Origin of the sequence: Kitasatospora sp. NPDC048722 (genome assembly GCF_040650235.1) — a bacterium.
Lineage (GTDB): Bacteria > Actinomycetota > Actinomycetes > Streptomycetales > Streptomycetaceae > Kitasatospora.
The window spans coordinates 99,645-118,804 of record NZ_JBEZGX010000002.1 but is presented as its reverse complement, the minus strand read 5'-3'; the positions used below and the strand labels follow the sequence as shown (position 1 = coordinate 118,804).

The following is a 19,160-nucleotide window of genomic DNA, read 5'->3' as shown; positions in this document are numbered from 1 at the left end:
TCAGTGGGCGGCGGTGGCCGTGGCGGCGGCGCGCAGGGCGGTCGGGTCGCGCAGGAGCTTTCCGGTCGCGGTGCGCGGGAGGCGGGGGAGGAGGGCGAGCCGGCGGGGCCGCTTGTAGGCGGCCAGGTGCCGGTTGAGCCCCTCCTGGAGGGCGGCCGGGTCGGCGCCGGCTTCGAGGGCGAGGTAGGCCTCGATGCCGCCGTCCTCGAAGACCACGACGGCCTCGCGGACGGCGGGCAGTGCGGTGAGCGTCTGCTCGACCTCGGTGAGGTCCACCTTGAGGCCGCCGATGGACACTTGGGAGTCGAGCCGGCCGAGGACGGTGACCTCGCCGGTGTCCGGGGCGAGCAGGGCGGCGTCCCGGGTGTGCAGCCAGCCGTCCGACCAGCGGGTCGGGTCGTCCAGCCCCGGGTAGGGGGAGGTGCCCGCCGCGATCTGCAGCTCGCCCCCGACGAGCCGCAGCCGCATGCCGTGGACGGGCCGCTTGGCCGGGTGCAGCCCGCCCGAGAGGTCGGTGGCGATCACCCCGGTCTCGGTCATCCCGTACATCGTGCCGAGCGGGACACCGTACCGGTCCGTGAACAGCGCGGCCAGGCCCGGACGGACCAGCTCGCCGGCCACGACCATCCGCCGCAGCCGGGGCAGCGGCGGCGGCGCGACCGCCCCGGCCAGCAGCTCGGCGTGGAACGGCACGCCGATGACGGTGACCGGCCGGTCGCCGCGGGCGACGGCGGAGAGGATGCCCGCGGCCGTCATCCGCTCAGGCACGGTCAGTGCGGCGCGGGCGAACAGGGCGTTGAGCAGCCCGCCGACCAGGCCGAGCACGTGCACGACCGAGGAGAGCAGGACGACCCGCTCGCCCTCGCCGGGGAAGTCCACCAGCCTGCGGTAGCAGTCGAGTTCGCGCAGCAGGTCGGCGGCGGTGCGGGCGATCACCTTGGCCGGGCCGGTGGACCCGGAGCTCAGCTGGACCAGCGCGTGCCCGCTCCGGGCCGGCCGGCCGTCCGGCAGCCGCACGGCCACCGGCTCCACCTCGGAGAACCCGCGCAGCGCCGCCGCGGACCGGTGGGCGGAGCCTACCAGCACCTGCGGGGCCAGCCGGGCCACCGCCGCGTCGACCTCATGGTCGGTCAACCGGTGGTCGAGCAGCGCCACTTGGGCGCCGAGCCGCCAGGCCGCCAGCAGCACGGCGACGAAGGCCACCGAGGGCGGCAGCCGCAGGGCCGCCGTGCCGCCCGCGCCGAGGCCGGCGGCGGCGAGCCGACCGGTCTGCTCGTCGACGAGGGCGCGCAGGGCGGCCCGGTCGATCGGGGCGCCGAAGTGCAGGCACTCCTCGTCCCCGTCGCCGGACAGCAGGAGCCGGTCGATCCAGTCGGGCGGGGCATCGGCGTGCGGCTGCGCCGGGAGCATCTGATCCGCGAGCGGAAGTGAAGAGCTTGAAAAGGCGGTCAACACCACTCCACATAGCGAGGGGATTTGACATGGACGCCGTGAACAACCAGAACGGTCAATTCCGTGGCCAGACCTTGGCACAGACGATTGGTCAAATCAAGGTCTATACCAATGTGGTTGTTGCTCCTACGCTGCCGAACCGGGACCGGTCCGTGCGTGGCCGTCCGGGAAATGGAGCTGCCCGTGGGAGTGACCACGCTGGCCGGGATCGAGCGCGCCGCGCGCGCACATCTCCCCCGTGAGATCTGGGACTTCATCGAAGGTGGCAGCGGCGCGGAACGCACCCTGGCGGCGAACCGGGAGGCGTTCTCCCGCTACGCGTTCCGGCCGCGCACGCTCGTCGACGTCTCGGCCTGCTCGACCGGGACCACCCTGCTCGGCAGCCCGCTCGCGCTGCCGGTCGGCATCGCCCCGATGGCCTACCACCGGCTGGTCGACCCCGAGGGCGAGACGGCCACGGCGCGGGCGGCCGGCGCGGCCGGAGCCCTGCTCGTCGCCGGCATGTTCGCCAGCCGCACCCTGGAGGACATCACGGCCGCCGCCACCGGCCCGGTCTGGCTCCAGCTGTACTGGCTGCGCGAGCGCGCCGCCCTCGCCGCCCTGGTCGAACGGGCCGAGGCGGCCGGAATCTCGGCCCTCGTGCTCACCGTGGACGCCCCGAGGATCGGCCGCCGCCTGCGCGACCTGCGCAACGGCTTCGCGATCCCGCCCGCCGTGCGTGCCGTCAACCTCGACCCGGTCCTGATGGCGGCCAGCCACCGCGCCGCGAGCGGCAGTTCGGGCATCGCCGACCATGCGCGCGAGCAGTTCGACCCCTCGCTGACCTGGGCCGACCTCGGCTGGCTGCGCGAGCGCACCCGGCTGCCGCTGGTCCTCAAGGGCGTCCTCACCGCCGAGGACGCCCGGCTCGCCGTCGAGCACGGCGCCGACGCCGTCGTGGTGTCCAACCACGGCGGACGGCAACTGGACGGTGCCGTGCCCGCGTTGGCCGCCCTGCCGGAGGTCGCCGACGCCGTGCCGGGCACGCTGCCCGTCCTCCTCGACGGCGGCGTCCGCACCGGCGCGGACATCGCCCTCGCCCTCGCCCTCGGTGCCGGTGCCGTGCTCATCGGACGCCCGGCGTTCTGGGGCCTCGCGACCGGCGGCGAGGCGGGCGTGCGCCGGGTCCTCGACCTCCTGCACGACGAACTGGAGCACACCCTCGCCCTGCTGGGCCGCCCCCGGCTCGCCGACCTGGACCGCTCGGCGGTCACCCCGTGGCCGCCGCACCGGTGAATGTTCAACGGTCGAGAATCCTGCCGGGGTTCATTACCGGGCGTCCGAATACCGACAACGCCGAATCACGACAGGGTTCAACCCCGAGACCGTTCGACCCCGACTGGGAGAACTCCCTTATGACGAAGAACGAGGACCGCTTCCCCGGCTGGGACTGGGACGATCCCGAGGGCCTCTCCGCCCGCCTCGACGCGTTCAGCGCGGACGTCGCCACCTGCGCGACGCTGGAGGCCTCGCCCGGCGGCCTGCCCCGCGACCACGCCGGGTTCCGCGAACTCGGCCTGACCGGGATCGAGTTCGCCGCGTTCCGGACGGCGCACCCGCACGGCCTCGGCACCGACCTCGCCACCCTGCGCAGTCCCGACGCCGCCACCGAGCCCGGCACGCTCTACCGCGTCGACGGCGACCGCTGGTTCACCCAGCTGGACGTCTCGCGGCCGCTGCCCTTCGCCGACGCCAGCGTCGACTGGGTCTACGCCGAGCACCTGATCGAGCACGTCACCCTGCCCGTCGCGGCCGGCTGGCTGCGCGAGGCCCGTCGCGTCCTGCGCCCCGGCGGCGTCCTGCGGATCACCACCCCCGACCTCGCCCGCTACCTGGTCGGCTACGCCACCGGCGACGGCTTCCTCGCCAAGCACCGCCGCCGCCTGACCACCCTCGGCTTCGGACCGCCGATGCCCGCGCGCCCCGCCTTCCTGGTCAACCAGATCTTCCGGCACTACGGCCACCAGTGGATCTACGACCTCGACGAACTCCGGCACGTGCTCGGCCTGGCCGGCTTCGAGGACGGGCGGATCCGCCACTGCGCCTACCGCGAGGGCGCCCGCGCCGACGTCGCCGACCTCGACACCGCCTTCCGCACCGACGAGACCATCTACGTCGAGGCCGACCGCTGACAGGAGCCCATCCACCCATGCCCCTCCACCCCCAGGCCGAGGCCCTGCGCGCCCGCCGCGCGAGCTCCGGCGCACCGCCCCTCTACACCCTCACCCTCGCCGAGGCCCGCGCCGCCGACCTCGCGGACATCCGCGCGGCGGCGGGCGCACCCGAACCCGTCGCCTCCGTCGAGGAGTTCACCGTCCCGGGCCCCGGCGGCGACCTCACCCTCCGCCTCCACCGGCCGACCGTCGGCAGTGAACTTCCCGTCCTGCTCTACCTGTTCGGTGGCGGCTGGACCCTCGGCTCGCCCGACACCAGCGACGCGATCTGCCGCCGCCTGACCAACGCCGTCGGCTGCGCCACCGTCTCCGTCGGCTACCGGCTCGCCCCCGAACACCCCTTCCCCGCGGCCCTCCACGACTGCCGCGCCGCCGTCCACTGGCTGGCCGGCCGTGCCAGGAGCCTCGGCCTGGACGCCACGCGCCTGGCCGTCGGCGGCGACAGCGCGGGCGGCAACCTGACCGCCGCGCTCACCCTCCTGCTGCGCGACGAGGGCGGCCCGGCCGTGCGCCACCAACTGCTCGTCTACCCCAACACCGACCACGGCGCCGACACCCCGTCGTCGCGCGAGCACGACGACCCGCTGCTCTTCAACCGCCGTTCGGTCGCCTGGTACTGGGGCCACTACCTCGCCGACCCGGCCGACGGCGCCCACCCGCTCGCCTCCCCGCTGCGCGCCCCGAGCCTGGCCGGCCTGCCGCCCGCGACCGTCATCACCGCCGAGTACGACCCGCTGCGCGACGAGGGCGAGCAGTACGCCGAGGCGCTGCGCGCAGCGGGCGTCCCGGTCGACGCACGGCGGTACGAGGGCGTGCCGCACGGCTTCTTCGCCATGACGGGCGTCCTGGACGCCGCCGCAGAGGCCCAGCGGTACGCCGCCGAGCGCCTGCGCGAGGCCCTGCGATGACCCTCGACCTGGCGGACCTGCACGCCTCGCTCTCCGACCCGCTGCTCGACGCGATGACCTTCCTCAACGAGGTCACCACCCGCTACCCCGACGCCGTCTCCTTCGCCCCGGGTCGCCCCTACGCGGGCTTCTTCGAACCGGAGGACGTCCCGGCCTACCTCGACACCTACCTCGCGCACCTGGCCGCGCGCGGCCTCGACCGGGACGCCGTCCGCACCGCGCTGTTCCAGTACGGCCCGACCAAGGGCATCATCGCCGACCTGGTCGCCCGCACCCTCGCCAACGACGAGGGCCTCACCGCCGCCCCCGAGGCCCTGGTGCTGACCGTCGGCGCCCAGGAGGGCATGCTGCTCGCCCTGCGCGCGCTCTGCGCCACGCCGGACGACGTCCTGCTGGTCAGCTCGCCCTGCTACGTGGGCGTCACGGGCGCCGCCCGGCTGCTCGACCTCACCACCCGCCCCGTCCCCGAGGGGCCGGCGGGCGGGCCCGACCCGGAGGCCGTCCGCGCGGCCGCCCGGGCCGTCCGCGCCGAGGGGCGGCGCCCGCGCGCGCTGTACGTCGTGCCCGACTTCGCGAACCCGTCCGGCACCAGCATGCCCGTCGAGGCCCGCACCCGGCTGCTGGCCGTCGCGGCGGACGAGGACCTGCTCGTCGTCGAGGACAACCCGTACGGCTTCTTCGTCCGCGAGTGCGGCGAACGGCCGACCCTCAAGGCGCTGGACCGCGACCGACGGGTCGTCTACCTCGGCTCCTTCGCCAAGACCTGCTTCCCCGGCGCACGCCTCGGCTACGTCGTCGCCGACCAGGAGGTGACCGGCCCGGGCGGCCGGCGCACGCTGCTGGCGGACGAGCTGGCCCGGCTCAAGAGCATGACGACGGTGAACACCCCCGCCCTCAGCCAGGCCGTCATCGGCGGCATGCTGCTGCGCCACGACTGCCGCCTGCGCGCCGCCAACGCCGCCGCCACGGCCCACTACGCGGCCGGCATGGACACACTGCTGCGCGAGCTGGAACGGCACTTCCCGGCGTCCGCGCGCCGCCGCCTGGGGGTGTCCTGGAACCGGCCCGGGGGCGGCTTCTTCGCCGTCCTCACCGTGCCGTTCACGGCCGACGACGCGGCCATGGAGCGGTGCGCACGGGAGTACGGGGTGCTCTGGACGCCGATGACGCCGTTCTACCCGGCCGGCGGCGGTGAGCGCCTGCTGCGGCTCTCCATCAGTGCGGTGACGCAACATCAGATCATCGACGGAGTGTGCAAGTTGGCGTCCTTCGTCAGGTCCTGCTGAGCGGTACGACGTAGGGCCCGGCCACCAGGCCGGGCCCTACCCGTCTCGTCGTCAGCGCACGCGGGTCGAGAACAGCCGCGCCGACCAGTACACCGACAGGACGGTCATCGCGACGACGACCAGCAGTCCCTGCCAGACCACGGCGTCCCCGGCATGCCCCGAGAACAGCGCCCGCATGCCCTCCACCGCCCAGTAGAAGGGGTTCCAGTGGGCCGCCGACCGCAGCCAGTCGGGCGCGAGGGTGAGGGGCAGCAGCACGCCCGACAGCAGCGCGATCGGCTGTGCGATGGTGTTCACGACCGGTGCCATCGCCGCGTCCGTCGGCACCATGAGCGCGATGCCGAAGGAGATCGCCGAGGTCATCAGCGCCAGCAGCCCGAGCAGCACGTAGGCGAGCAGGAGGTTGAGCGGGCTGACCCGCAGCCCGAACGGCAGTGCGATCAGCGTGATGAGGACGGCCTGCACCAGCAGCGCCACCATCTCCCGCAGCGCGCGCCCGAGCAGCAATGCCAGCCGGCTCACCGGCGTCACCCGGGAACGCTCGATGACGCCGGCCTTGAGCTCGCCGAGCAGGCTGAAGCCGGTGAACAGGCCGCCGAAGATGCACAGCACCGCCAACAGGCCCGGGACGTAGACCTGGTAGGCGTCGGCATAGCTGCTCGCGCCCTCGGGGGCGAGCACCTTCTTCAGCAACGGCGCGAACAGCAGCAGGTAGAAGACCGGCTGGATGATCCCGACGGCGATCCAGACCGGGGTGCGGATCATCAGCAGCAGCTGCCGCTGGAAGACCAGCCAGGTGTCACGGGCGAGCTTCACGCGAACTCCTTCCAGTTGGCGGTCAGGCGGACTGCTCGAGCGAGCGGCCGGTGCGGGCCAGGAACACGTCGTCCAGGCTGGGCCGTTGGAGCTGGACGGTGCCGGGTGTGACGCCGGCGCCGTCCAGTGCGCGCAACAGCCGCGGGATCGCGGCCGCCCCGTCGTCGAGGTAGAGCCGCAGCCCGCCCTCGGCCCGCAACTCCAGCCGGTGAAGGTACGGTTGGGCCCGCAGCACCTCGGCGGCGCGCTCGGCGACGCCCTCGGTGGCGTCGGCCAGGCCGACCAGCACGACGTCCCCGGAGATCTCGCGTTTGAGCGCCTCGGGTGTGCCCTCCGCCACGACCCGGCCCTGGTCGACGATCGCCACCCGGTCGCAGAGTGCGTCCGCCTCGTCGAGGTAGTGGGTGGTGACGACGACGGTCATGCCCTCGGTCCGCAGCCGCTTGATCTCCTCCCACACGGACGCCCGGCTGGCCGGGTCGAGCCCGACGGTGGGCTCGTCGAGGAAGAGCACGCGCGGTTCGTGGATCACCCCGAGCGCGATGTCCACCCGCCGGCGCTGGCCGCCGGAGTACGTCGCGCAGGGGCGGTCGCCGAACTCGCCCAGGTCGAAGGCCTTGAGCGCGTCCTCGGCGGCCCGGACGGCACGTGCCTTGGGGGCGCCGTGCATCCGGGCCTGGAGGACGAGCTCCTCGCGCGCGCTGACGCCGTCGGTGGTGCCGCCGCCCTGGGCGACGTAGCCGATCCGGCGCCGGACTTCCGCGGGGTCGGCGAAGAGGTCGGCGCCGGCCACGGTCGCCCGGCCGCCGTCGGGGCGGATCAGGGTGGCGAGCATGCGCAGGGTGGTGGTCTTCCCGGCGCCGTTGGGGCCGAGGAAGCCGTAGATCTCGCCCGCGTCGACGGCGAGGTCGATGCCGCGGACGGCGTCGACGGTGGTGTCCTCACCGCTCCTGCGGGAGGACTTCTTGCGGTAGGACTTGCGCAGTCCCGTGGTCTCGATCAACCGGAACTCCCGTGCGGGGATGGGCGGCCGGCACGCCGCTCCAGGCGCGGCGGGGCCGCTGTCGGGCGCCACCCTAGGGCGTCGGCCGGGCGGAGACAATGGCCTAGACCAATGGACGTGCGATCTTCCGGTCTGCTAAAGGGGCCCGGCCGTGGGCCCCTTGACCAGCGCCTCCAGTCGCTCGGCCGCAGCACGGGCTCCGCCGCCCGCCAGCAGCTCGGTGCCGACACGGGCGGCCGCCGCCCGGTACTCCCCGTCGTCGAGGACGCTGAGCACCGCCCGAGCGAGCCGCTCCGGCGAGACCCGCGCGAACGGCACCCGCAGCCCCGCCCCCGCGGCCTCGACCTGTGCCGCGACGAACGGCTGGTCGTGCCGGATCGGCGCGGTGACCAGGGGAATCCCGTGCGCGAGCGCCTCGCCGACGGTGTTCATCCCGCCGTGGCAGAGCACTGCGTCCAGGGTGCCGCGCGCCATCATCTCCAGGACCGGCGCGCGGTCCACCGCGACGGCGTGCCACGGGAGTTCGGGCAGGAGCTCGCACGGTGCGGCGAACACCGGCTGCACGTCCTCCCCGCAGAGCTCCAGCGCCCGGACGGCCCGGGCGTGGAAGTCCGCACCGAGCTCGCCGGCCAGCGTGCCCATGGTGACCAGGACGCGCCGGCGCCCGGGCAGCAGCCGCTCCCACGGGAACGACGGGTCGGCCGGCCGCACACCGTGGACCGGCCCGACCAGCGCGTACTCCGGTGGGTGTGCGCGGGTGCCGGTGAGGGCCGACCCGGTGGTCGCGAGCACCAGCGCGGGGGAGAAACGCAGGTCGGTGTACTCCTCCGCAGGAAGCCCGGCCCGCTCCCACAGGCCCCGGAGGAGCCCGGTCATCCACGCCTCGACCTGCGGCAACGCCCGGTACGGTCGACCGAGTTCCATCGCGCCCGGTGCGAAGCTCGCCCAGGGCAGCCCGTGCCGGTGCGCGACGATCCCGCCCGCCGGGGCGTGCTGGTCGACCAGCACGACATCCGGCCGGTGCTCGCGCACGATCGCGTCCAGCGGCTTCAAGGTGAACCGCGCGTACGGCACGATGAAGCCTTCCCAGAGCGAGCGCAGCGCGGCGAGCCCGTGCCCGCCCTGCGCGCGGAACGCCCGGGTGCCGGTGCCGAGGACGTGTGCGCCCGACCCGAGGAGCGGGCGCAGGACGGTCTCGGTGCCGGTCCACAGGACGTCGTGGCCGCGCTCCGCGAGCTCGGCGGCGATGCCCACGGCTGGGTTCACATGCCCGGTCAGCGGCGGCACGACGAAGAGGAACCTGCTCATGCTCCGGCCTCCCCGGAGATCAGCCGCTGCACGTCGCCCACGGTGAGCGCCTCCAGCGCGGCGAGGTCCAACCGGGCGCGAAGCGCGGCGAGATCGGCCCTCGCTCCGAAGCGTCCGCGCAAGCCCTCGGCCAGCGCCGCGAGTTCGGTCTCGTCGAGCAGGAGGTCGCCGTCGAGCCGGGCGTCCGGCGTCACACGGGCGGTCCACCCCGGCGGTGCGTCGGCGGCCTCGGCCAGCAGCGCGAGGAGATCGGGGCGGACGGATGCGGCCCCCTCGTATGCGGGAAGTTCGGGATCGTTCACGGGATGGCTCCACCTGCTCGACGGCACGGGGCGGACGCGACCGGGACGATGGCCGGCGCGGGGGAAAAGCGAAGGAAATGCGAAGAGAAGGAGCCCGCGATCACTTGTGCGACCGGTCCGGGCGTGGGAATACTAGCCCGCGTGACCGCACTGGAGGCAGTGGCCGTTCACCTCCCCCCACACGCCGTGCCCATCGAGGCGGTGGGCGAGCGCATCGGCCTGACCCCACGTCAACTCAAACTCTTCCGCCGCTTCCACGGCCTGGACCAGCTGCGACTGGACCCGGACGGGACGCTGCCCGACCTGCTCGACGCCGCCGTCGACAACCTCACGGAGCTGCACGGACGCGAACGGCACGTCCGCTTCGTGATCCACGCCCGCAGCATGCCGGTGGCGGTGCCCTACCCGCTCAACCCCCTGCACGACCTGATCGCCCGGCGTGGCCTGGCGCACGCCAACGCCTTCACGGTGACCCACCACGCTTGCGCGGTGGGCCTGTTGGCGATCGACCTGGCCGGCCGCCTGCTGGCCGGCGATCCGGACCCCCAGGCGCTGGCCCTCGTCGTCGCGGGCGAGAAGACCTTCACGAGGGACGCCCAGGTGGTGCCCGAGACGGGCGTCTTCGCCGAGGGCGCCGCCGCGTGCCTGGTCCGCGCGACCGGCGAGCGGCACCGCGTGCTGTCCTTCTCGGTGCGCCAGCGCCCCGAGTTCGACGGCCGGCTGGCCGAGGACCCGGACCTCCTCGCCCGCTACCAGCGCGAGTACCCGGCCGTGCTGACCGAGGCGATCGAGGCCGCCCTGGAGCAGGCCGGTCTGGACCTCTCGGACCTGGCCGCGGTGCTTCCGCACAACGTCAACCAGGCCTCCTGGCGGATGCTGGCGCGGCGGATCGGGCTCCCGGTGGAGAAAGTGCTGCTGGACAACGTGCCGTCCGTGGGGCACAGTTTCGCTGCGGACAGCCTGATCAACCTCCACACCGCCACGACGCGGGGGCTGCTCCGCCGCGGCGACCGCTACCTGATCGCCGCCGCCGGGATCGGAGCCACCTTCTCCGCGATGACGGTCCAGTGCTGATGGTCCGTCAGATCGAATCCCTCCGGGCATCACCAGTCACTTCAGCCACTTCGCACGTACGACGGGACGGTTCACCCATGTCGGAACCCGTGGTCCAGACCACTGACCCCGAGCTGCGCGAGCGGATCCTGCACGGCATCGGCGAGCTCCTGCCGCGCGTCCTCAAGCGCGACCTGCCGCAGATCCCCGAGGACGCCTGCCTCTTCGACGACCTCGGCCTCACCTCGGCCGGCACCATCGAGCTGATCCTCGAACTGGAGGAGTCGCTCGACATCCAGGTCGACGTCGAGCAGATCACCGAGGAGGACCTGCGCTCGGTCACCAGCCTCGCCGACTACGTCGCCGGGCACGTCATCCCCGAGGACTGACCGGGTGGCCACGCGCGGCCTGCGGATCACCCGGGCCCGGGCCCGGAGCTTCGACGGCCGGTCGGAATTGTCGCTCGACCCGGACCTGCGCGTCTTCGTCACCGACCTCGCCCGCCCGTACGGCCTTCCGGTGCGCGAGGACCTCCTGCGCGCGGGCGCCGGCCACTCCTACGAGGAGATGGCGGCGGGCCTGCTGCGCGAGGAACTGGCCGACGACGAGCCCGTCGACCTGCTGATCCTGGCCTTCGACTCCCCGGACGTCCGTCCGGGCGCGCCGTCCTCGCTGGCGCTGAGCCGCTCCTGTCCGGGTTCGCCGCTCGCCTTCGCGGTCTGCGACCAGGGGCTCGGCGCGGCCTTCACCGCTCTGCGACTTGCCGCCGAGTACCACCGCACCGGGTTCTGCCGCCGGGCGGTGGTGGTCGTCGCCGAGCAGACGGCGCTGCACTACGCGCCCGGCGCACCGGTCCGACTGCCGCAGCGGCACGGTGCCGTGGTGCTGGTGTGCGAGGAGGCTCCGGGTGGGGCGATGGACATCCGCCAGACGCCCTGCACGGACGACCCGGAGAAGGAGGTCCGCGCGCTCGCCGGGTCACTGGACCCGGGAACGGTGCTGGTGCGCGGCCCCGGCGTGGACGGTCCGACCGCCCAGCCCTTCACCGGTGTGTGGGCGGAGCTCGCCGAGGGGCTGCCGCAGCGAAGGCCGGTCCTGGTCGCGAGCTTCGACCGCCGGCTGGGCGTGCTGAACACGCTCGCGCTCCCGTGACCGTTGACGTCTGGCTCATCCCGACCGACCAACCCGTGGAAGTGGCGGAGGAGTTGTGGCACCTTCTCGACGAGTGCGAGCGTGCCCGGTGTGCCGGGGCGGACCCCGTGGTGCGCCGACGCTTCACCGTCGTGCACGGCGCCGTCCGCCAACTGGTCGGCGCCCGGCTCGGCGTGCGTCCGGCCGACGTCGAGTGGCGGCGCGGCCGGTACGGTAAGCCGGTGCCCGAGCGGTCCGGCGGGCTGGAGGTGAACTACTCCGCCTCCGACTCCCTCGCCGCGCTGGCGCTTTCGGACGGGCGGCCGGTCGGCGTCGACGTCGAGCGGATCCACGGCCGGCGGGTGGCGGGGCGGGTGGCGGCGCGCTTCTTCCCGGCCGCCGAGGCGCGGGCCGTCCTGGAGTCGCCCGAGCGCTTCACGGAGTTGTGGTGCCGACGGGAGGCCTGCGCGAAGGCGTACGGCGGCCGGCTCGTGCAGTCCTTCGGCCTGTCCGTCGACGGTCCGTCGCCGTTGCTGCTCGCGGATGCGGGCACGCTCGGGGCTGGACCGGTGTGGCTGTCCGACGTCCCGGTCCCGGGTCCGTTCCGTGCCGCCCTCGCCGTTCTCGGCGATTCGCCTTGTCATGTCAACTGCGAAGCATGGCAGGGAAGTTGAGAGCGGAGTCCGATGTGTGATGTGGTCTGGACCAGTCGTGGAGGCCGCTGGTAGCGTCCGGGACACATTCCCGCCCCCGGTCCGAACCGGGCCGGCCGAAAGGCGCGTGCGACGTGACACGGACCAGCCGACGGATCACCGTTCGGTACGACGGCGCGAGCAGCGGCACGGGCCCGCTCACGCTCGGCCAGGACAACATGCTCCGTTGCATCCGCAACGACGCCCCGGCGGCGATCAACCGGGAGTCCGTCTGGCCGGTGCCGGACGGCATGACCGTGTCCAACGCCCTTCGAGCCCTGCGTGAACTCGTCGAGCGGCATGAGTCCTTGCGCACGTCCTTCCCCAGGGGGTCGGGGGACGGCGGCTTCCCCGACCGCCAAGTGGTGCACGCGGAAGGCGAGTTCGACGTCACGGTCGTCGACGCCGACGACGTTCCGACCGCCGGGCTCGACCCGCTCGCCGAGGCGCTGGGGCGCGCCGACGTGGCCCTGCCGTTCGATGTCGCCGCCGCGCCCCGGCTCCGCTTCATCCTGCTCGCCGACGGTGACCGTGTGCTGCGGCTGATCGCCGTCGTGTGCCACGCGGGCGCCGACGGCGCGGCCACCGCCGTGCTCATCGAGGACTGGCTCGACCTCGCGGCCGGCAAGGAGCTCCCGCCCGTCACCGCCCCCACCCCGCTCCGGGTGGCCGCCGCCGAGCGGAGCCCGCGGGGCCTGCGAAGAACCGACGCCGCCCTGCGGCACTGGGCACGCCTGCTCGGCACCGGCCCGCTCACGCCCTTCGCGGACGCGCGGATCGCCGGGCCGCCGGACGGCGTCGGCGCCGTGCTGGTCCGCTCCGCCGCCGGGGCGCGGGATCTCGCCGCCGTCTGCCGCCGCACCGGTGCGGGCCCGTCCGTCGTCGTGCTCGCGGCCTTCGCGGCCCTGGCCGCCCAGCGGGCGGGGGGCCACGAGCTGATGATCTCGGCGCTCTCGTCGAACCGGCAGCGCGCCGCGATGGCCGACCACGTCGGCACCCTCGCGCAGGACGCGCTGCTGCTCCTCGACACCGGCGCCGCCGACTTCGACCGGCTGGTCGGCCGTGCGAAGTCGGCCGCGCTGCGGGCGTACTGGCACAGCACGCTCGACGCCGAACAGGTCTGGCGGCTGGTCGAGGACACCGCGCACCAGCGCGGCGCCCGGTACCCCCGGCGGCTGGTCGTGAACGACGTCAGCCAGGCCGTCCCCGACGCCGTACTCGACACCCGCCCGGCCCCGGTCGCCGACCCGGAGCTGATCAGGCTGCCCGACCAGCCGATCGGCGTCCGGCTGATGTTCACGGTGCTGCGGCACGGGGGCGTACTGGAGTTCGTGCTGTCCGCCTGCCCGCAGGTGCTCGACGCCGCCGAGACCGAGGACTTCGCCCGCCGCCTGCTCGCCCTCCTGGCCGCCGCCGCTCACGGCCCGGTCCCGCTGCCCGCCCTGCCGACGACCGCACGGACGGGGGAGTGGCAGCAGGTCGACGGTTCGTGGATCGACCTGGCCGCCCTCCGTGCACTCCTCGCCGACGTCCTCGGGGCCGCCGCGACCGTCGAACTCGCCGACGGCCGTCTCGTCGCCCGCCTCACCACCGGGGACCCCGCGCTGACCCCGGCCGACGCCCACCGGGCCGTGGTCGCGGCGCTCCCCGGCCGGGACACGGTGATGGCACCGCACCACTACGTCGTCCACGGGCCCTGCGGAACGACCGAGGGCGACGGCCGCGACCCCGTGATCACCGCGCGCCTCGCCGGACTCGCCTGAACGTCCCGCGCGCCCTGACTCACCTGGACGGAGGAGGAGCGAGCGGCCGCCGCCTCACCCTTGCGTCTCCTCCCATTTCCACGAGCACTCCGCCGTCGCCCCCGAGGTGAGCTCCCACGGGCTCGGCACCTCGTGCGGGTCCCCGCCGCCGTCCTGCACGGGCAGCCGGTCGATCACCGCGACCAGCGCGGGCGGCAACTGCGGCGCCAGCCCGCGGTGGCAGCGGGACAGGATGTCGCGCCGCACGTCGTCCGGGAGCAGTGGCCGGCTCACCCGCAACGGCCGTGGCCCGTACGTGCGTTCGGCCGTGGCGAGCTGGTCCGACCAGGCGCGCCAGTAGTCCGCGTCGTCGGTCTCGCCGAGCATCAGGTGGTGCAGATGCAGGCAGTACGCGGCCGTCCCGCTGCCGGACCCGGCGGCGAAGCGCCACCAGAACTCGGCGCCCTCCTCCCGCCCGGTCGCGTACAGGAGCGCGCCGAACACCTCGGCCCCCTCGGGCTGGATGCGGCGCGCGTTCACCAGCAGGTCGAGTCCGCGCGAGGCGTCCGGCGCGCCCAGCACCAGGGCCACCACGAGGCCCAGTTCGAAGGCGGCCTGCTCGTGCTCGGTCGGCAGGTGGGGCGGTCCGGCGGTGAGGCGGGCCTGACGCAGGGCGGCGATCCGTTCGGCGTGGGCGCGTTCGGGTCGGGGCACGTGGAACGGCGCGCGCCCCTGCTCGGCACTCCGCGCCCCGTCGGGCGGGGGAGCGCCGGGCCCGTCGACCGGCGGGTGCGGCTCGGCCGGGTACTGCTGGGGCTCCGGCCCGGGCCGCGGCCGGGGCGTCACTGCTCGCCCCCGCCGTCCGGGAGTTCGCCCACCCCGAGCCGCCGCGCCAGCCGCTCCCGGGCGTGCCGCAGGTTGGAGTGCACGGTGGCCACCGGCCGGTCCAGGTAGGCCCCGATCACCTTGACGTGCAGGCCGAGCAGGTAGCGCAGGATGATCACGTCCCGCTGGCGGTCCGGCAGTTCGAGGATCGCCGCGTACAGCCGCACCTCGTCCGCCTCGTTGTGCAGCAGCCCGTTCGCGACCTGCTTGAACGCTCCGATCACGGCCGCGAACGTGACCGCCTCGACCGCCACCGGCTCCTCGCCCGCCACCCAGTCGGCGATGTGCCGGTTCGCCAGCCGCCAGGCGTACGCGGCGGGCTCCTCGAACCGCAGCACCTGGGGCCAGCACCGGGCGAGGTCCTCCTTGACCGCTTCCACCACGAGCGTGACGTCGGCGCGGTTGCCTATGCGGGTGAGCGCCAGGGCGTGCCAGGCGGGTTCGTGGGTCTCGCAGAACGCCGAATAGGCCAGCCCCATCCGGAGGTTGACGGACTCGCCCGGCACCGCGAGGGCCTCGCGGCCGCCCCTGTCGATCGTCATCGAGCCTGCTTTCCGTGGCACCGACCGGTCGCCGGGCCACCCGAGGGTCGGGCTGTGTGCGCCCATCCTCATTCCATCAGCCCTGTCACTCCAGGCTGCAAAGCGAATACAGATTGTCATCTCATGGGAATGAGTGCCTGGTTGCGTGCGCGGTTGAGCGGGACGGGACCGTGGTTGACCCCCGCCCGGCCTGGGCAGCAATCGGTCACATTGCGCAGCAGACGCCGCACAGGGAGAGCGATGAACCGGTACGACGGGGTGGATCTCCGGCTGAACGTCCCGCACTCGGCCCGGATGTACGACTACTACCTCGGCGGCTTCACCAACTTCGCCGCCGACCGTGAGGCCGCGGGCCAGGCGCTCGCGATCGCTCCCTGGCTGCGCGCCGCCGCCCGCGCCAACCGCGCCTTCGTCCACCGCTCGACCCGCGCCCTCGCGCTGGCCGGCATCGACCAGTTCCTCGACATCGGCACCGGCATCCCCACCTCGCCCAACCTGCACGAGACCGCCCAGGGGGTGAACCCCCGTGCCCGGGTCGTCTACGCGGACAACGACCCGATCGTCCTCTCCCACGCCCAGGCCCTGCTCGCCAGCACCCCGGAGGGCCGCACCGCCTACGTCGAGGCCGACGTCACCGACCCGGCCGGCCTGCTCGCCGCGCCCGGCCTGCGCGAGACCCTCGACCTCGCCCGCCCGGTCGCGCTCTCCCTCAACGCGTTGTTCCACTTCGTCCCGGACGCGCACGGCGCGCGCGAGGTGGTCGAACACCTCAAGTCGGCGCTCGCCCCCGGCAGCGCGCTGGTGATGACGCACGTCAGCCCGGAGTTCGCCCCGGAGGAGGTCGCCCGGCTGATCCACATCTACGCGGCGGCCGGCACCGCCACCCAGCCCCGCACCCGGGCCGAGTTCACCCGCTTCTTCGACGGCTGGACCCTGATCGCCCCGACGATCGTCCCCACCCCGCGCTGGCGCCCTGCTCCCGACGACCCGGCCGTCACCGACAGCGAGGCCGCGTGCTACTCGGGCGTGGCCCTCAAACCGTGAGGCCGACGGCCGTGCGCTCGATCGCCGGTGTGCCCGCCACGCCTCCCCCGGAACGGCGCTGCACCGTGTCCACCCCACGCCAGGGGTCGCACGCGCAGGCCGACGAGGCTCCTCGGTCACGCTCCTCGATCACACTCCCCGGTCACGCGGCCGCCCCGCGAACCGTGCGGCCCCGCCCCTCCTGTCACAGACTGGTGGTGGATCGGTGCTGCCCCCGAGGCTGGGAGAAGCATGCTGCTCGGACTCTCGACTGCGCTGGTCGCGACCGTCTGCTTCGGCTTCGGGGCCGTGTTCCAGGCGCGCGGGGCCAGGTCGGCGCCGCGCGCGGACCGGGTGCGGGCGGGCCTGCTGGCGGCGCTCGTCCGGTCGTGGCAGTTCGTCCTCGGCACGCTGCTGGACATCGCCGGCTTCGTGCTGAGCATCGTGGCGCTGCGCAGTCTCCCGCTCTTCCTCGTGCAGGCCGTCACCAACGCGAGCCTCGCCGTCACCGCCCTCGCCGCCGTCTGGCTGCTGGGTGCGCGGCTGCGCCGCGGCGACCTGGCGGGGATCGTGGCGGTGGTCCTCGGCCTGACGCTGCTCGCCCTGGGTTCGGGCAAGGAGGGCCGCGAGTACGCGCCGTCCGCGTTCCACTGGGCGCTGCTCGGCACGACCGTCGTCATGGTGCTGTTCACCGTCGTCCTCGTGCGGCGCAACGGGACGGTCGCCGCGGCCGGCCTCGGCCTGCTCGCCGGCGTCGGGTTCGGCGTGACCAGCCTCGCCGTCCGCGTGCTCGACGCGCAGCGGCTGACGTCCGTACTCGCCGACCCCGCCGCGTACGCCCTCGTGCTGGGCGGTCTCGGCGGCTACCTCGCGTACGCCCTCGCGCTGCAGCGCGGCACGGTGACCGCCGCGACGGCCGCCGGGACGGTCGCCGAGACCTTCGGCCCGGCCCTGGTCGGGGTGGTGGCACTCGGCGACGTCGCCCGGCCGGGCTTCGAGTGGTGCGCGCTGGCGGGCTTCGCGGTGGCGGTGGGCGGCACGTTCGCGCTGTCCCGGTTCGGCGAACTGGAGGGGGAGTCGGCCGAGGCGGTCGCCCCCGGAGCCGGCTCGCGGGCGGAGCCGGCGGTCCCGCCCCGCTAGCGCAGTGGGCCGCGCGACGACCTCCCGGTAGCCCGCGCGGCGCCGCCGTGCGAAGGTGATTTGCCGGACAAAACGGACGGCGTCCACGCAGGGCGGAAGAGCGGCAGGTGCGCGATGGCGGACGAAGCCCACCGAGGGTCCCGGCACCGGGGGGCGCCCGAACGCCCCGTGGTGCTGATCACCGGCGCGTCCTCCGGCATCGGCCTGGCCACCGCGACCCGCCTCGCCGCGGCCGGCTGGCGGCCGCTGCTCTCCGGCACCGACCGCGCCCGGCTCGACGAGGTCGCCGCCCGCACCGGTGGCGTCGCCCTGCCCGAGGACCTGAGCAAGCCGGACGGCCCGGCCCGCCTCGCCGAGGCCGCGCTGGAGACGGCCGGCCGGGTGGACGTGCTGGTCGCGAGCGCGGGCCTGGGCTGGCGCGGCGCTTTCCAGGACACCCCGTCCGACACCCTCGACCGGATGATCGAGGTGAACTTCGCCGCCCCCCTGCGGCTCGTCCGCCTCCTCCTGCCGGGCATGCTGGAACGCCGGCACGGGCGGATCGTCCTGCTCGGCTCGATTGCCGGCCAGGTCGGCGTGCGCGACGAGTCCGGCTACTCGGCGACCAAGGGCGGCCTCGCGATGTTCGCCGAGAGCCTCTGGTACGAACTGCGCGGCACCGGGGTGGGCGTGCGGCTGGTGCTGCCGGGCGCGGTGGAGACCCAGTTCTTCGACCGCCGCGGCACCCCGTACCAGCGCGACCGCCCGCGCCCGGTGCCGGCGGAGCGGGTCGCGGACACCGTCGTGGCGACGATCCGCACCGAGCGCGACCGCCTGTTCGTGCCGCACTGGCTGGGCGTCCCGGCCCGCATCCACGGCGCCGCGCCGGGCGTGTTCCGCCGCATGGCGTCCCGCTTCGGGTGAGGGCCCGCCACCTCCTCGCGGCCGCGGCCGCGGTCGAGTTCCTCCACCTGGCCCCGGCGGCCGTCCGCCTCCCGGTGCTGCGCCGGACGGTGGCTCGCCGAACCGCGGGGTTCGGGGCGGCCTTTGGCCACGTCGCCCTGACCTTCGACGACGGACCGGACCCGCGCAGCACCCCGTACGTCCTCGACGCGCTCGACGAACTCGGCGCCCGCGCCACGTTCTTCCTCCTCGGTGCGATGCTCGACCGCGCACCCGCCCTCGGCCGCGAACTCGTCGCCCGCGGCCACGAGGTGGCCGTGCACGGCTGGCACCACCGTCAGCAGTGGTACCCGGCCCCGGCCCGCGACCTGCGCGAACTCCGGCGCGCCACCGAGGCGGTGACCGGCCTGTGCGGCGCCCGCCCGCTCTGGTACCGGCCGCCGTACGGCGTGCTGACCGCCGGCCCCGCGCTGGCCGCCCGCCGCCTCGGGTTGCGCAGCGTCCTGTGGACGGCGTGGGGCCGCGACTGGACGGCCGAGGCCACCGGCGAGTCCGTCCACGCCACCGCCCGCCCCGGCCTCACCGGCGGCGCGACGCTCCTCCTCCACGACTCCGACTGCACCTCCGCCCCCGGTTCCTGGCGTGCCACCCTCGCCGCCCTCCCGCTCATCGCCGCCCACTGCCGCGCGCACGCCCTCACCCTCGGCCCTCTCCGCGACCACGCGGTGCCCCCGGACCGGCCGCCGTCCTGAGCGGCCCGACAATCGTTCGACCCGTCGGCG

Annotated in this window: 20 protein-coding genes; 13 read left to right on the top strand and 7 right to left on the bottom strand. The window is 74.5% G+C overall.

All coding sequences use genetic code 11. The annotated features are described in order from the left end of the window. A complete protein-coding gene (locus tag AB0C76_RS02515; protein ID WP_359958447.1) occupies positions 1-1,410 on the bottom strand; it encodes a fatty acid--CoA ligase family protein in 1,410 nt (469 codons plus the stop codon). A gap of 225 nt (positions 1,411-1,635) precedes the next feature. Between AB0C76_RS02515 and AB0C76_RS02510 the strand changes: the two genes are divergently transcribed. From AB0C76_RS02510 to AB0C76_RS02495, 4 genes are all read left to right on the top strand, one after another. Beyond that, positions 1,636-2,727, top strand: a complete 1,092-nt coding sequence (locus tag AB0C76_RS02510; RefSeq protein ID WP_359958444.1) for an alpha-hydroxy acid oxidase — start codon at positions 1,636-1,638, stop codon at positions 2,725-2,727. Between the two features lie 119 nt (positions 2,728-2,846). Continuing rightward, positions 2,847-3,623 carry a methyltransferase domain-containing protein gene (locus AB0C76_RS02505; RefSeq protein WP_359958441.1) on the top strand — a complete coding sequence of 259 codons (777 nt, stop codon included), beginning with the start codon at positions 2,847-2,849 and terminating at the stop codon, positions 3,621-3,623. Positions 3,624-3,640: 17 nt separating this feature from the next. Continuing rightward, positions 3,641-4,573 (top strand): alpha/beta hydrolase, encoded by a 933-nt coding sequence (locus AB0C76_RS02500; RefSeq protein ID WP_359958438.1) that lies wholly within the window; start codon positions 3,641-3,643, stop codon positions 4,571-4,573. Further along, positions 4,570-5,859 (top strand): PLP-dependent aminotransferase family protein, encoded by a 1,290-nt coding sequence (locus AB0C76_RS02495; RefSeq protein WP_359958435.1) that lies wholly within the window; start codon positions 4,570-4,572, stop codon positions 5,857-5,859. Before AB0C76_RS02500 ends, AB0C76_RS02495 begins: the two co-directional genes overlap by 4 nt. 51 nt (positions 5,860-5,910) lie before the next feature. On the opposite strand, the gene AB0C76_RS02490 is transcribed toward AB0C76_RS02495, so the two are convergent. The 4 genes from AB0C76_RS02490 to AB0C76_RS02475 form a co-directional block, all read right to left on the bottom strand. Beyond that, positions 5,911-6,675 (bottom strand): ABC transporter permease, encoded by a 765-nt coding sequence (locus tag AB0C76_RS02490; RefSeq protein ID WP_359958431.1) that lies wholly within the window; start codon positions 6,673-6,675, stop codon positions 5,911-5,913. A 22-nt stretch (positions 6,676-6,697) separates the two neighbouring features. Then, a complete protein-coding gene (locus AB0C76_RS02485) occupies positions 6,698-7,678 on the bottom strand; it encodes an ATP-binding cassette domain-containing protein (protein WP_359958428.1) in 981 nt (326 codons plus the stop codon). 135 nt (positions 7,679-7,813) lie between these two features. After that, the gene (locus AB0C76_RS02480; protein ID WP_359958425.1) at positions 7,814-8,986 is read right to left on the bottom strand and encodes a glycosyltransferase; all 1,173 of its coding nucleotides are present in this window, start codon (positions 8,984-8,986) and stop codon (positions 7,814-7,816) included. After that, positions 8,983-9,288, bottom strand: a complete 306-nt coding sequence (locus AB0C76_RS02475) for a hypothetical protein (protein ID WP_359958422.1) — start codon at positions 9,286-9,288, stop codon at positions 8,983-8,985. The genes AB0C76_RS02480 and AB0C76_RS02475 overlap by 4 nt, the downstream gene beginning before the upstream one ends. 141 nt (positions 9,289-9,429) lie before the next feature. Here AB0C76_RS02475 and AB0C76_RS02470 point away from each other — a divergent pair, with 141 nt between their 5' ends. The 5 genes from AB0C76_RS02470 (at position 9,430) to AB0C76_RS02450 (ending at position 13,927) form a co-directional block, all read left to right on the top strand. Beyond that, positions 9,430-10,362: a 3-oxoacyl-[acyl-carrier-protein] synthase III C-terminal domain-containing protein gene (locus tag AB0C76_RS02470; RefSeq protein WP_359958419.1), complete on the top strand. Its 933-nt coding sequence runs from the start codon at positions 9,430-9,432 to the stop codon at positions 10,360-10,362. Positions 10,363-10,439: 77 nt separating this feature from the next. Further along, positions 10,440-10,730, top strand: coding sequence for a phosphopantetheine-binding protein (locus AB0C76_RS02465; protein WP_359958416.1), 291 nt, complete (start codon positions 10,440-10,442; stop codon positions 10,728-10,730). A gap of 4 nt (positions 10,731-10,734) precedes the next feature. Continuing rightward, positions 10,735-11,493, top strand: coding sequence for a hypothetical protein (locus AB0C76_RS02460; RefSeq protein ID WP_359958413.1), 759 nt, complete (start codon positions 10,735-10,737; stop codon positions 11,491-11,493). Further along, complete coding sequence (locus AB0C76_RS02455) at positions 11,490-12,146, top strand: 4'-phosphopantetheinyl transferase superfamily protein (RefSeq protein ID WP_359958410.1); 657 nt, start codon at positions 11,490-11,492, stop codon at positions 12,144-12,146. The genes AB0C76_RS02460 and AB0C76_RS02455 overlap by 4 nt, the downstream gene beginning before the upstream one ends. A 113-nt stretch (positions 12,147-12,259) precedes the next feature. Next, positions 12,260-13,927: a condensation domain-containing protein gene (locus AB0C76_RS02450; protein ID WP_359958407.1), complete on the top strand. Its 1,668-nt coding sequence runs from the start codon at positions 12,260-12,262 to the stop codon at positions 13,925-13,927. Positions 13,928-13,981: 54 nt separating this feature from the next. Here AB0C76_RS02450 and AB0C76_RS02445 read toward each other — a convergent pair whose 3' ends face one another. Together AB0C76_RS02445 and AB0C76_RS02440 are read right to left on the bottom strand one after the other, a co-directional pair. After that, positions 13,982-14,752 (bottom strand): hypothetical protein, encoded by a 771-nt coding sequence (locus AB0C76_RS02445; RefSeq protein WP_359958404.1) that lies wholly within the window; start codon positions 14,750-14,752, stop codon positions 13,982-13,984. Beyond that, on the bottom strand, positions 14,749-15,333 hold the full coding sequence (locus AB0C76_RS02440) for a sigma-70 family RNA polymerase sigma factor (protein ID WP_359958402.1): 585 nt from the start codon (positions 15,331-15,333) through the stop codon (positions 14,749-14,751). Before AB0C76_RS02440 ends, AB0C76_RS02445 begins: the two co-directional genes overlap by 4 nt. A gap of 240 nt (positions 15,334-15,573) precedes the next feature. Between AB0C76_RS02440 and AB0C76_RS02435 the strand changes: the two genes are divergently transcribed. The 4 genes from AB0C76_RS02435 to AB0C76_RS02420 all read left to right on the top strand — a co-directional run bounded on the left by AB0C76_RS02435 (position 15,574) and on the right by AB0C76_RS02420 (position 19,130). Then, entirely contained in the window at positions 15,574-16,377 is an 804-nt protein-coding gene (locus AB0C76_RS02435) for an SAM-dependent methyltransferase (RefSeq protein ID WP_359958399.1), read from the top strand. A 231-nt stretch (positions 16,378-16,608) separates the two neighbouring features. Further along, positions 16,609-17,496, top strand: a complete 888-nt coding sequence (locus AB0C76_RS02430; RefSeq protein WP_359958396.1) for a hypothetical protein — start codon at positions 16,609-16,611, stop codon at positions 17,494-17,496. A gap of 114 nt (positions 17,497-17,610) precedes the next feature. Further along, positions 17,611-18,399, top strand: a complete 789-nt coding sequence (locus AB0C76_RS02425; protein ID WP_359958393.1) for an SDR family NAD(P)-dependent oxidoreductase — start codon at positions 17,611-17,613, stop codon at positions 18,397-18,399. Beyond that, entirely contained in the window at positions 18,396-19,130 is a 735-nt protein-coding gene (locus AB0C76_RS02420) for a polysaccharide deacetylase family protein (RefSeq protein ID WP_359958390.1), read from the top strand. The genes AB0C76_RS02425 and AB0C76_RS02420 overlap by 4 nt, the downstream gene beginning before the upstream one ends. Positions 19,131-19,160: the final 30 nt, after the last annotated feature.